Genomic DNA, 12,265 nt, shown 5'->3' on the forward strand with positions numbered 1-12,265 from the left:
ACGCGCGGCGGTTGTCACGGGCCGCACGCCCGGATTCGCACCTCCGTCACGCCTCCCGGCTTCGTCACGCCTTCCGGCCGACACCCGCGTAAGCGCTGATGAACGCGTCGTCGGAGTCCGACCGCCACTCCGGCAACGGCACGACGCCCGGTTCCACGATCTCCATCCCGGTGAAGAAGGAGGCGATCTCCTCGCCCGTCCGGAGCACCAGCGGGCTGTCGGTGCGGCGGTAGATGGCGTTCACCTGCTCGCCGCTCTCCTGCCCATCCTGCGACACGCCGTCGAAGCTGCCGTGCGAGATGGCCAGGAAGCTGCCCGGCGCCATCGCCTCCCGGTACCGGGCGATCGCCTTGTGCGGCTCGTCCGAGTCGGGCACGAAGTGCAGCACGGCGACCATCAGCAGGCCGATGGGCCGGTCGAAGTCGAGCGTCGTGCGGACCTCGTCGTTGGCCAGCACGGAGTCCGGGTCGCGCAGGTCGGCCTGGATGGCGACGGCGGCCGGGTTGTTCGCCAGCAGCGCGGTGCTGTGGGCGACCGCGACGGGCTCCAGGTCGGCGTACACGACACGGGCCTGGGGGTTCGTCTGCTGGGCGATCTCGTGCACGTTGCCGACGGTCGGGATGCCGGACCCCAGGTCGAGGAACTGGTCGATGCCCTGCGACAACAGGTACCGCACCGCCCGGCGGAGGAACGAGCGGTTGGCCCGTGCCGCGCCGGACATGCCGGGGAAGATCTGCTCCACCGACTTGGCCGCTTCGCGGTCGACCGCGAAGTTGTGCGACCCACCGAGGTAGTAGTCGTACATCCGGGCCGCGCTCGGCCGGCCCAGGTCCACCGAGGACGGGACCCAGCTCGCCTGCTCCATATGCGCACATCTCCTCGTCAGTCGACGGCGTGATCGTGGCGGCGCCGCAAACCGGGCACAACCCCCGAATGGACGCTCGCTCAGGGCGAACACCTACCGGAAACAATCACGCGCTCATCTTGGTTGAGCCAGTCAGACTCAACTTTGGAGGGATCATGGGCGAGACGTTGGCGCTGCCGGTGCTGCCGCTGGACGACGTGGTCGTGCTGCCGGGCATGGTCGTGCCGATCCGGCTCAGCGGCTCGGACGCCACCGCCGAGGCCCGCGCCGCGATCGAAGCCGCGACGGCCGCGGGCGAGGCGTCCGGTGGCCCGTCGAAGGTGCTGCTGGTGCCGAGGCTGGACGGCAAGTACGCGAAGGTCGGCACGTTGGCGCTGATCGAGCAGGTCGGCAGGCTTTCCGGCGGCGAGCGGGCGGCCGTGGTGCGCGGCACGGAGCGGGTCCGCATCGGCACCGGGACGACCGGTCCGGGCGCGGCGTTGTGGGTCGAGGCGACGGTGGCGGACGAGCCGCCGGTGGACGACCGCACCCGTGAGCTGGCCCGCGAGTACCGGGCCCTGGTCACCACGATCCTCCAGCAGCGCGGCGCGTGGCAGGTGGTCGACTCGGTGCAGCAGGTGGACGAGCCGTCCGCGTTGGCCGATCTCGCCGGGTACGCCTCGTACTTGAGCGAGGAGCAGAAGGTCTGGCTGCTGGAGACCAGCGACGTGACCGAGCGGCTGGAGAAGCTGCTGGAGTGGGGCCGCGAGTACCTGACCGAGCTGGACGTGGCCGAGACGATCCGCAAGGACGTCAAGGAAGGTGTGGAGAAGCAGCAGCGGGAGTTCCTGCTGCGCCAGCAGTTGGCGGCGATCCGCAAGGAGCTGGCCGAGCTGGACGGCAAGCCGGCCACCGAGGAGCAGGACTACCGGGCCCGGGTCGAGGGCGCGGACCTGCCGGAGAACGTGCGCAAGGCGGCGTTGGCCGAGGTCGACAAGCTGGAGCGGACGTCGGAGCAGTCGCCCGAGGTGGGCTGGATCCGGACGTGGCTGGACACGGTGCTGGAGATGCCGTGGAACGAGCGCACCGAGGACTCGTACGACATCGCGGGTGCACGGGCGGTCCTGGACGCCGACCACGCCGGCCTGGACGACGTGAAGGAGCGCATCACCGAGTACCTGGCGGTACGCCGCCGCCGGGCCGACCGCGGCCTCGGTGTCGTGGGCGGAAGGCGTTCCGGCGCGGTGCTCGCCCTGGTCGGACCGCCCGGCGTCGGCAAGACCTCGCTGGGCGAATCGGTCGCCCGCGCCATGGGCCGCAAGTTCGTCCGGGTCGCCCTGGGCGGCGTGCGGGACGAGGCGGAGATCCGCGGTCACCGGCGCACCTACGTCGGCGCGCTCCCCGGCCGGATCGTCCGCGCCATCTCCGAGGCCGGTTCGATGAACCCGGTCGTGCTGCTGGACGAGATCGACAAGGTGGGCGCGGACTACCGCGGCGACCCGACGGCCGCCCTGCTGGAGGTGCTGGACCCGGCGCAGAACCACACGTTCCGGGACCACTACCTGGAGGTCGAACTGGACCTGTCCGACGTGGTGTTCCTGGCCACGGCCAACGTCCTCGACTCCATCCCCGGCCCGCTGCTGGACCGGATGGAGCTGGTGCAGCTCGACGGGTACACCGAGGACGAGAAGGTCGTCATCGGCCGCGACCACCTGCTGCCGCGCCAGGTCGAACGGGCGGGCCTCACGTCGGAGGACGTCACGGTGACCGAGGCGTCGTTGCGGAAGCTGGCCGGCGAGTACACCCGTGAGGCGGGCGTGCGCCAGCTGGAGCGTTCGCTGGCACGCGTGCTGCGCAAGGTCACCGCGAAGGTGGCGCTGGGCGAAACCGAACTGCCGGTCACGGTGGACGTGCCGGACCTGCGCGGCTACCTCGGCTCGCCCAAGCACACGCCGGAGTCGGCGGAACGAACGGCCGCGCCGGGCGTGGCGACGGGCCTGGCGGTCACCGGCGCGGGCGGCGACGTGCTGTTCGTGGAGGCGTCGCTGGCATCACCTGGCACCGGGTCGACCGGCGTCACACTGACCGGCCAACTCGGTGACGTGATGAAGGAGTCGGCCCAGATCGCGTTGTCCTACCTGCGTTCCCACGACTCCAGGGCCGAGGCGCTGGCCGACCGCGGCGTGCACATCCACGTCCCGGCGGGCGCGGTGCCGAAGGACGGCCCGTCGGCCGGCGTGACGATGACGACGGCGTTGGCATCACTGCTGTCCGGACGTCTCGTGCGGGCGGACGTGGCGATGACGGGCGAGGTGTCGTTGACCGGCCGGGTGCTCCCGATCGGCGGGGTGAAGCAGAAGCTGCTGGCCGCGCACCGGGCGGGCATCACGACGGTGTTGCTGCCGCAGCGCAACGAGCCCGATCTGGACGACGTGCCGGAGTCGGTGCTGGCGGAGCTGACCGTGCACCTGGTCGGCGACGTGCGCGAGGTCCTCGACCTGGCGCTGGAGCCGGCCGAAGCAGCCGCCACGGTGGCCGCCTGATCCTCGCGGTTCGACGGAGCCCCGGTCGACCCGGTTGTCGGCCGGGGCCCGTCGTCAACGCAGGTTGCACAGGTCCAACGGAACCCCGTCGGCCGTCACGCACGGCAGGTACCCGGCGTCCTTCATCCGCACCCGCGCGCCGTCGTGCTCCCGCACGTACGCGACGAACCGCCCCGCCAACGAGTCCGCCGCCGGCTCCGACCGCGTGTACAGGTACTCCACCGTCCAGAACGGGTAGCCCGCGTCCACGCCCGCCGCCGCGTCGAACACCTTGCCGCCCAACGACAACGCGGTCAGCGCGTTGCTCTTGCGCGCCTCGGCCACCGACGGCGCGTCGGCGTACCCGATCGCACCCTCGACCGCGCCGATCTCCCGCACCACATCGGCGTTCTTGTCCCGCTCACACCGGATCACCGGCGCTTCCGGCGCGCGGTCCTTCACCCGGCAGTCGTTGGACGACAACGCGCTCTCGCTCGTGCCCAGCACACGCTGCTCGAACAACTCCCGCGTACCCGACTCGCCACCCCGCCCCACGATCCGGATCGGCAACGGCGAGCCGCCGCGCAGTTGGCTCCAGTCCGTGTAGACGCCCGCGTAGATCCCGCGCAACTGCTCGACCGTGATCGTGTCCAGCCCGACCGAGCTGTGCACCACCACGTGGTACACGACGATCGCCAGCTGCTGCGCGAACACGCCCTGCGCTTCCTGCTTGCCGTCCGACAGCGCCACCAGGCCCTCCGCGCCACCGGCGACCTCGCGCACGCCCTGGATGCTCCCGGTCGCGGACGTGGTGATCGTCGCGTCCGGGCAAGCCCGCTCGTACTGGTCCGCGATGGTGGCCATGGTCGGCATGAACACGCTCGACCCCTCCACCCGCAACGTGCCGGACGCGCACGCCACCGTGGCGTCGTTCGAATTCGGCGGCCACGCCAACACCAACACCAGCACGGCGGCGAGCAGCGCGGCCAGGCCGCCGGTGAGCCGGGGCAGGGTGAGCCGCCGTTCCGGGCGCTCGTCGTGCACGATGCCGGCGCCGCCGAGGTCTCCGACGACCTTCACGTCCTTGCCCAGCTCGCCGTCCGGGTTGCCGTCCGGCTCGCGCAGCACCACCAGCAGCTTGAACTTCTGCTTGCGCCGCAACACCAGCTTCTCCAGCCGCACCCCGTGCCACACCGGCTCGCCCGGCGGCTCCGCGGTGACCGCCAACCCGCCCCACCGGGCCACGCGGTGCGCCATCCGCTCCCGCACCTTCGGCAGCGACGCCCGCACCGGGTTGACTTCCGCCGGGCCGACTTCCGCCGTGCCGGATCCCGCCGTGCCGGATCCCGCTGGGCCGGTCTCCGTGCCGAAGAACTGGAGGCTGCGCCGGATCTCGGCCTTCATCTCCTCCGACCCGGCCTCGGACACCCTGGCGTTCCACACGATCCGGTCGCCGAAGGTGAACGTCAGCGGCTTGTCGAAGTCGTCGCCGTCGATGTCGTAGCTGCCGGTGTTGCGGACCCGGATCACCACGATGCTCATCCGGTCCAGCACCCGCACCAATTCCCGCAGCTGCGGCGAGTTCGTGTCCGTGCCGTCGTGCAACTGCTCCGGGCCGAGCCCGATCTTGGAGTTGTAGAGCACCCGGAACCCGACCCGCTTGCGGCGCACGAAGAGCCGGTCGATGACCGGCGTCGCGAACAGCAGTGCGATCGCGAGCAGCACCGGACCGGGACCACCGAGGAAGTCCAACGCGGACCGCAGTACCTGCACACCGAATTCTCGGTCGGCGGACCGACCGAGAATCGGGTCATCACCGGACGTTCACCACGACTTCACGCCGTGGTCGCCGGCTCAACGCTCACCGGCCCGGTCCTCACCGGCCCAGTCCTCACCGGCTCAGTCCTCACCGGCTCAGTGACCGACGTCGATCACGACGCGGGTCGGCGAGTCGAGCAGGAAGACGCGGTGCCACGAGTCGCGGCGCATGCCGAGCCCGACGGTGAGGTTGGCCTCGTAGTCGCCGATGATCTCGACCGCCTGGACGTTGGCCAACGCGGGGGTGTCGAACTTGCGGGGACCGGGGTAGGTCGTGTTGCCGTTGTCGTCGTGCGCCGCGGCCGGCGCCGAGCGCACCTCCAGGAAGTACGTGCCCGGCAACGAGACCGGGTTGCCGGAGCCGTCGTAGACCAGCTGGTCGACGGACCGGATGAAGAACTCCGGGCGGTGGCCGTTGAGGTCGAGCACGACGCGGTCGAAGTCGGCGTGTCTGCCGGTGCGGATGTTCGTCAGCACCGGGGTCTGCGTCATCGAGGTCGCCGCGGAGGCGGCCGGGATGGCGGCGCCGACGGCGGCCAGGGTGAGGGCGAGGAGTGCGAGTTTTTTGAAGCGGCTGTTCATGGCGGCTCTCCAAGGGCTCTCCCGGCTGAATGCCGGTACGCCCATATAGACGTGTCGCGCATCACACGGTTGCGTGCCGGTCGGCGAGGAAGTCCTCCACGAACGTCCGCCGGAAGTGCATGAGCACGGTGTCGCCGGCGTTCGGCCTGCCACCCGCCTGGAACTGCACGACGCCGTCGTTGACCCGATGGAGACGCCATGAGGATCACTCGGGTTGCTCTGCGTCGGCGTTGCCCCGGCGATAGGGTCGTCCGGGTCCGACAAGATCACGTGTGGAGGACCTGATGAGCCTCGAGCGCCCCGTCGCTCCCGACCCCTACTCGCTGCTGCCGAAGGTGGCGTCGTTCACCGTCAGCTCGACCGACGTGTCCGACGGCCAGGCGCTGTCGGAGGCCTACCTGTTCGAGGGCGGCAACACGTCGCCGCAGCTGAGCTGGACCGGGTTCCCGGACGAGACCAAGAGTTTCGTGGTGACCTGCTTCGACCCGGACGCGCCGACGCCGTCGGGCTTCTGGCACTGGGTCGTGGTGAACATCCCGGCGTCGGTGACGTCGCTGGACACCGGTGCCGGCGCCTCGGACGACACGCTCCCCGACGGCGCGTTCCACGTCCGCAGCGACTTCGGCACGCGCGCGTTCGGCGGCGCCGCGCCGCCGCCCGGCGACCAGGTGCACCGGTACTACTTCGTGGTGCACGCGGTGGACGTGGAGAAGCTGGACGTGGACGGCGACGCGTCGCCCGCGGTGGTCAGCTTCAACCTGGCTTTCCACACGCTGGCGCGCGCGATCATCGTGCCGACCTACGCGCACTGACCCGGCACGCACCGATCGGACACCGATCGGGAATGAGCGCCTCACGTCGTGGGTTGCAGCACGACGTGAGGCACTTCGACTTGGTCATCATCGGCACCGGTTCCGGCAACTCCATCGCGGACGAGCGGTTCGCCGGCTGGGACATCGCGATCGTCGAGAAGGGCATCTTCGGCGGCACGTGCCTGAACGTCGGGTGCATCCCCACGAAGATGTTCGTGCACACCGCGGACGTCGCCGCCGCGCCCGGCTCCGGCGCGCGGCTGGGCGTGGACGCCCACCTGGACGGCGTGCGGTGGACCGATGTCCGCGACCGGATCTTCGGGCGCATCGACCCGATCTCCGAGGGCGGACGGCGGTGGCGGGCCGAGGAGAACGCGAACGTCACCGTCTACGCCGGCACGGCGCGGTTCACCGGTCCGAAGACCCTCGACACCGGGACCGGCGAGGTGATCACCGCGGACCGGTTCGTGCTGGCCGCGGGCAGCCGTCCGATCATCCCGGACGTGGCCGAGCTGGACTCGGTCGGCTACCACACCAGCGACACGGTCATGCGGCTCGACGCCCTGCCCGCCCGGATCACCATCCTGGGCAGCGGTTTCGTGGCGGCGGAGTTCGCGCACGTGTTCTCGTCGTTCGGGGTGGCGGTGACCGTGATCGCGCGGTCGGACCTGCTCCTGCGCCACGAGGACCGCGAGGTCGCCACCCGCTTCACCCAGGTCGCGTCGGAGAAGTGGGACGTGCGCCTGCGCCGCAAGGCGGTGCGGGCCGAGCGGGTGGACGGCGTGGTGCGGCTGCACCTGGAGGGCCCGAACGGCGCCGAGGTCGTGGAGTCCGAGGAGCTGCTGGTCGCGGTCGGCCGGACGCCGAACTCGGACCTGCTGGACCTCGCCGCCACCGGCGTGGCCGTGCACCCCGACGGCCGGGTGGTCGTCGACGCGCAGCAGCGCACGTCGGTCGAGGGCATCTACGCGATGGGCGACGTCAGCTCGGAGTACCAGCTCAAGCACGTGGCCAACCACGAGGCGCGGGTCGTGCAGCACAACCTGCTGCACCCGGACGCGCCGATCTCGTCGGACCACCGGTTCGTGCCGGCGGCGGTCTTCTCGTCGCCGCAGGTGGCGTCGGTCGGGTTGACCGAGGAGCAGGCCGTCGAGCGCGGTGTGCGGCACGTGTCGGCGTCGCAGGCCTACGCGTCGATCGCGTACGGCTGGGCGATGGAGGACACGACCGGTTTCGCGAAGGTGCTGGCCGACCCGGAGACCGGACTGATCCTGGGCGCGCACGTGATCGGCCCGCAGGCGTCGACCGTGATCCAGCCGGTGATCCAGGCGATGAGCTTCGGCCTGGACGCGAGGACCATGGCGCGCGGCCAGTACTGGATCCACCCGGCCATGCCCGAGGTGATCGAGAACGCCCTGCTCAACCTGCCGCTGGACGACTGACACCCGCCGGAGCACCCGGAACGAAGCGACCCGGCCGCACCCCTCACGCGGCCGGGTCTCCCGTTCGGGTACGTAATCGGCACATCGCGACCGGAAGACGAGGCGTTGTCAGCTACACCGTCCGGGGGCGGCCTGCGAGCCACCCCAGAGCCGTGACCAGCACCAACAGGGCGACCAGCAGGAACATCGACAGCGTCCACGTGCCGGTCGCGCCGCGCAGGACGCCGAACGCGAACGGGCCGGCGGCCGAGATCAGGTAGCCGATGCTCTGCGCCATCGCCGACAGGCGGGCGGTGTCCGCGGTGGACGAGGTGCGCAGGGAGATCATCACCAGCGCGAGCGGGAACATGCCCATGCCGATGCCGATCAGCACGACCCACAGGCCGGGCGCGGCGGCGGGGGCGAGGGCCAGGCCCAGGACGCCGAGGATCGACACCACGCCCAGCACCAGGACCACACCGGACTGGCCGGCCCACCGCGTGGCGAGCGGCGGGACGATCAGGCTCACCGGCACGCCCAGCACCATCGTGATCGCGAGGAGCAGGCCGGCGGTCGTGCGGTCGACGCCCGCGTCGCCGAGGATCTGCGGCAGCCAGCCCATCACGGTGTACGCGAGCAGCGACTGCAGGCCGAAGAACACCGTGATCACCCACGCCAGCGGGCTGCGGAACAGGGAACGGCCCGCGACCGGCCGACGGGAGACCGGGCGGGTGGAGAAGCCGTGCCGTGCCCCGGCCAGCCACACCACGAGCGCCGCCAGCGACAGGAAGGCCCACGCGCCCACGGCCAGTCGCCACGACCCGAACGCGGATTCGAGGGCCGGCGTGAAAGCCGCGCCGAGGGCCGCACCGGCGGCGAGGGCGGCCGTGTAGACACCGGTCACCAGACCGACCCGGCCGGGGAACGAGTCCTTCACGACCACCGGGATCAGCACGTTGCACACCGCGATGCCCGCACACGCGATGAACGTGCCGCCGAGCACCGCCGCCGGGCCGTCCACGACCCGCAGCACCAGACCGACCGTCAACACCAGCAACGACCACGCGACCGCGCGTGCCACGCCGAGTCGTCGACCCAACCAGGGCGCGAGGAACGCCGCGAACCCGAAGCACAGCGTGGGCACGGCGGTCAGCAGGCTCGCCCACGTGGTGGAGACGCCCAGCGACACGCGCACGTCGCCCAGCACCGAGGCCAGGCTCGTGACGGCCGGGCGGAGGTTGGCGGCGGCCAGCGCTACGCCGATCGCCAACAGGGTGCTGCCGACCAGGGCAACTTGGCGGTTCCGGCGCGCCTGACCCGAGGCAGTACCAGCAGGATGGGCCGCGATCGTCGCGTTGGCACCGGCATCGGTGGCAATGTGAGCAGTCGACGGTGACCAGTCTGGCTGGGTCTGCTGGATCGGCACCCGACTACTATCACAGACATAGGATGTTCGGATGAAAGGATGATGCTGTGCCGTTGGCCACTACTCGGCGGGCCGGGCTCGTCGACCAGGTGATCGACCAGATGAGAGGGGCGATCGCCGCCGGTGAATGGCCGGTCGGCCGCCGCATCCCGCCGGAGCCGGAGCTGGTCACCGCGCTGGGAGTGGGCCGCAACACCGTGCGCGAGGCGGTGCGCGCCCTGTCCCACGCCGGTCTGCTCGAAGTCCGCCAGGGCGACGGCACGTTCGTCCGCGCGACCAGCGAGCTGTCCGGCGCGGTCCGCCGGATGTGCGGCAGCGAGCTGCGCGACGTCCTCCAGGTGCGCCGGACGCTGGAGGTCGAGGGCGCACGCCTCGCCGCGTCCCACCGCACCGACGAGGAACTGCGCAGACTCGAGGCGCTGCTGACCGAGCGGGACGAGGCGCTGGCCGCCAAGGACTGGGAACGGCTGGTGGAGAAGGACACCGCGTTCCACGTGCTGCTGGTCAAGTGCTCCCACAACACCCTGCTGGCCGAGCTGTACCAGGGCCTCACCGAGGCGGTGCGGGCCAGCATCACGGCCACCGTGGAGACCGACCACGACGACGACCACGTGTCGCACACCGGCCTGCTGGACGCGGTGCGCGACCGTGACGCGGCCCGTGCCGCCGTCGAAGCCGGTGGCTTCCTGGAGGACCTCCTGGAGCGCCACAAGGACTGAGTCGCGGACCGGAACCGTCCGCGATCCTCCCTACAGTGGCCTCATGATCACAGCGACTTCCACGGGCCGGGAGATCACGCCGTTCCGGATCGAGATCCCGCAGGCCGACGTCGACGACCTGCGGGCCCGCCTCGCCGGCGCGCGCTGGCCCACCGACCTGCCGGGCGTCGGCTGGGACTACGGCGTCCCGGTGGCGTACCTCCGCGAGTTGGCCGACCACTGGCTGCACCACTACGACTGGCGCGCCTGGGAGGCCAGGCTCAACGCGCACCCGCAGTTCACCACCGAGATCGACGGCCAGACCGTGCACTTCCTGCACGTGCGGTCGGCGGACGACGACGCCCTGCCGATCGTCCTCACCCACGGCTGGCCGGGCTCCGTGGTGGAGTTCCTCGACGTCGTCGAACCCCTGTCACGGGACTTCCACCTGGTCATCCCGTCGATCCCCGGTTTCGGCTTCTCCGGGCCGACCCGCGACACCGGCTGGGACGTGAAGCGCACGGCGCGGGCGTGGGCGGAGCTGATGCGCAGGCTCGGCTACGACCGCTACGGCGCGCAGGGCGGCGACTGGGGTTCGAGCATCTCGCGCGAGCTGGGCATCGTGGACGCCGAGCACGTCGTCGGCGTCCACCTCAACATGCTGCTGACGTTCCCCGACGGCGACCCGTCCGGGCTGACCGACGAGGACTTCGAGCGGCTGGCCCGGCACGACGGGTTCGAGGACATGTCCGGCTACATGCGCATCCAGAGCACCCGGCCGCACACGCTCGCCTACGGCCTGCACGACTCCCCCGTCGGCCAGCTCGCGTGGATCGTGGAGAAGTTCAAGGAGTGGACCGATTCCGCCGACCGGCCCGACGACGCCGTGGACCGCGACCTGCTGCTGACCAACGTGTCGGTCTACTGGTTCACCGGCACCGCCGGGTCGTCCGCCCGCCTCTACAAGGAATCCGCGAAGGCCTGGGGCCGGGTCACACCGTCCACCACGCCCACCGGGGTGGCCGTGTTCCCGCGCGAGATCGCGCCGCCCGTGCGGCGGATCGGCGAGCGCACCAACAACATCACGCACTGGACCGAGTTCGACCGGGGCGGGCACTTCGCGGCGATGGAACAGCCCGAGCTGTTCACCCGGGACGTCCGGGCGTTCTTCAAGAACTTCAAGGCGATGTGACAGGGGCACGTCGAGGCTTCGTCACGCCGTCTCCCGCTGCTCCCAACAGGCCTGCAACGCCGCGAGCGCGGCGGTGACGGCCGGGCGGCGGGTGGCCTGGGTGCGCCACACGGCGAACACGCGCCGGGTCGGCGTCGGCCGGAACGGCACCGCGCGCACCGAGTCCGGCAACGCGCCGCGCCCCAGCCTGGGCAGCAGCGCCACGCCGATCCCCTTGGCCAGCAACGCCAACTGCGTCTCGTACTCGGCGATCCGGTAGGCCAGGTCGGGTTCCATCCCGGCGCCGCGGAAGGTGTTCACCAGCCAGTCGTGGCAGATCGTGCCCTCCGGCTGGCAGATCCACCGCTCGCCGGCCAGGTCTTCCGGCACGACCGAATCCCGTTGCGCCAACGGGTGGTCGACCGGCAGCAGCACGTCCGCGACGTCCTCGCCGAGCCGCAGCCGCGACACCGGTTCGGGCACGGCCAGCGGCGCGTTGACCCAGTCGTGCATGACGGCCAGGTCCAGCTCGCCGCGCGCCACTGCCTCCAGGCCGTCCGGCGGGTCGAGTTCGACCAGCCGCACGTCGAGTCGAGGGTGCTGCTCGGCCAGGCGCACGAGCGTCGGGGGCAGCAGGCCGCGGGCGGCGGTGGCGAACGCGCCGACGCGCAGTTCGCCGACGGCCGCGCCGCGCTGCTCCTCCAACGCCACCTCGGCGTGCTCGACCAGCGCGAGCACCTGCCCGGCGGTGGCCGACAGCAGGTGCGCCGCATCGGTCAGCGCGACACCGCGACCCCGGCGTTCCAGCAGCGTGGTGCGGGTCTCGCGTTCCAGCTTGGCGATCTGCTGCGACACCGCCGACGGCGTGTAGCCCAGAGCGGTCGCCGCCGCGCCGACCGAGCCGTGCTGCGCGACCGCGTGCAGGGCGCGGAGCCGCCCGAGATCCAACATGTAAGCGATCCTAAACCCAA

At 71.3% G+C, this 12,265-nt stretch carries 10 protein-coding genes; 5 read left to right on the forward strand and 5 right to left on the reverse strand.

The genetic code is table 11. The features are described 5' to 3' along the window. Nucleotides 1-64: 64 nt before the first annotated feature. The gene (locus FM051_RS12820) at nt 65-865 is read right to left on the reverse strand and encodes an SAM-dependent methyltransferase (RefSeq protein ID WP_158843147.1); all 801 of its coding nucleotides are present in this window, start codon (nt 863-865) and stop codon (nt 65-67) included. A gap of 155 nt (nt 866-1,020) precedes the next feature. Between FM051_RS12820 and lon the strand changes: the two genes are divergently transcribed. Continuing rightward, nucleotides 1,021-3,387 (forward strand): endopeptidase La, encoded by a 2,367-nt coding sequence (gene lon, locus FM051_RS12825; RefSeq protein WP_158843148.1) that lies wholly within the window; start codon nt 1,021-1,023, stop codon nt 3,385-3,387. A 54-nt stretch (nt 3,388-3,441) separates the two neighbouring features. Here lon and FM051_RS12830 read toward each other — a convergent pair whose 3' ends face one another. Continuing rightward, nucleotides 3,442-5,139, reverse strand: a complete 1,698-nt coding sequence (locus FM051_RS12830) for a PstS family phosphate ABC transporter substrate-binding protein (protein ID WP_158843149.1) — start codon at nt 5,137-5,139, stop codon at nt 3,442-3,444. A 141-nt stretch (nt 5,140-5,280) separates the two neighbouring features. After that, the gene (locus FM051_RS12835; protein ID WP_158843150.1) at nt 5,281-5,766 is read right to left on the reverse strand and encodes an AMIN-like domain-containing (lipo)protein; all 486 of its coding nucleotides are present in this window, start codon (nt 5,764-5,766) and stop codon (nt 5,281-5,283) included. 284 nt (nt 5,767-6,050) lie between these two features. Between FM051_RS12835 and FM051_RS12840 the strand changes: the two genes are divergently transcribed. Together FM051_RS12840 and FM051_RS12845 are read left to right on the forward strand one after the other, a co-directional pair. Next, entirely contained in the window at nt 6,051-6,578 is a 528-nt protein-coding gene (locus FM051_RS12840; protein WP_158843151.1) for a YbhB/YbcL family Raf kinase inhibitor-like protein, read from the forward strand. A gap of 65 nt (nt 6,579-6,643) precedes the next feature. Continuing rightward, nucleotides 6,644-8,020 (forward strand): mycothione reductase, encoded by a 1,377-nt coding sequence (locus FM051_RS12845; RefSeq protein ID WP_158843152.1) that lies wholly within the window; start codon nt 6,644-6,646, stop codon nt 8,018-8,020. 112 nt (nt 8,021-8,132) lie between these two features. Here FM051_RS12845 and FM051_RS12850 read toward each other — a convergent pair whose 3' ends face one another. Beyond that, complete coding sequence (locus FM051_RS12850; RefSeq protein WP_420803597.1) at nt 8,133-9,347, reverse strand: MFS transporter; 1,215 nt, start codon at nt 9,345-9,347, stop codon at nt 8,133-8,135. A 125-nt stretch (nt 9,348-9,472) separates the two neighbouring features. Between FM051_RS12850 and FM051_RS12855 the strand changes: the two genes are divergently transcribed. Together FM051_RS12855 and FM051_RS12860 are read left to right on the forward strand one after the other, a co-directional pair. Beyond that, nucleotides 9,473-10,144, forward strand: a complete 672-nt coding sequence (locus FM051_RS12855; protein WP_158843153.1) for a FadR/GntR family transcriptional regulator — start codon at nt 9,473-9,475, stop codon at nt 10,142-10,144. A gap of 43 nt (nt 10,145-10,187) precedes the next feature. Beyond that, complete coding sequence (locus tag FM051_RS12860) at nt 10,188-11,315, forward strand: epoxide hydrolase family protein (RefSeq protein WP_158843154.1); 1,128 nt, start codon at nt 10,188-10,190, stop codon at nt 11,313-11,315. A gap of 21 nt (nt 11,316-11,336) precedes the next feature. Here the strand turns inward: FM051_RS12860 and FM051_RS12865 are convergent, their stop codons facing one another. After that, on the reverse strand, nt 11,337-12,245 hold the full coding sequence (locus FM051_RS12865) for a LysR family transcriptional regulator (RefSeq protein WP_158843155.1): 909 nt from the start codon (nt 12,243-12,245) through the stop codon (nt 11,337-11,339). Nucleotides 12,246-12,265: the final 20 nt, after the last annotated feature.

Source organism: Saccharothrix deserti (assembly GCF_009769385.1).
In the GTDB taxonomy this organism is placed as follows: domain Bacteria; phylum Actinomycetota; class Actinomycetes; order Mycobacteriales; family Pseudonocardiaceae; genus Actinosynnema; species Actinosynnema deserti.

Coding starts and splice junctions, on each gene's coding strand:
- FM051_RS12865 (WP_158843155.1), bottom strand. CDS start 12,245: ATGTTGGATCTCGGGCGGCTCCGCGCCCTGCACGCGGTCGCGCAGCAC.
- FM051_RS12840 (WP_158843151.1), top strand. CDS start 6,051: ATGAGCCTCGAGCGCCCCGTCGCTCCCGACCCCTACTCGCTGCTGCCG.
- lon (WP_158843148.1), top strand. CDS start 1,021: ATGGGCGAGACGTTGGCGCTGCCGGTGCTGCCGCTGGACGACGTGGTC.
- FM051_RS12860 (WP_158843154.1), top strand. CDS start 10,188: ATGATCACAGCGACTTCCACGGGCCGGGAGATCACGCCGTTCCGGATC.
- FM051_RS12835 (WP_158843150.1), bottom strand. CDS start 5,766: ATGAACAGCCGCTTCAAAAAACTCGCACTCCTCGCCCTCACCCTGGCC.
- FM051_RS12820 (WP_158843147.1), bottom strand. CDS start 865: ATGGAGCAGGCGAGCTGGGTCCCGTCCTCGGTGGACCTGGGCCGGCCG.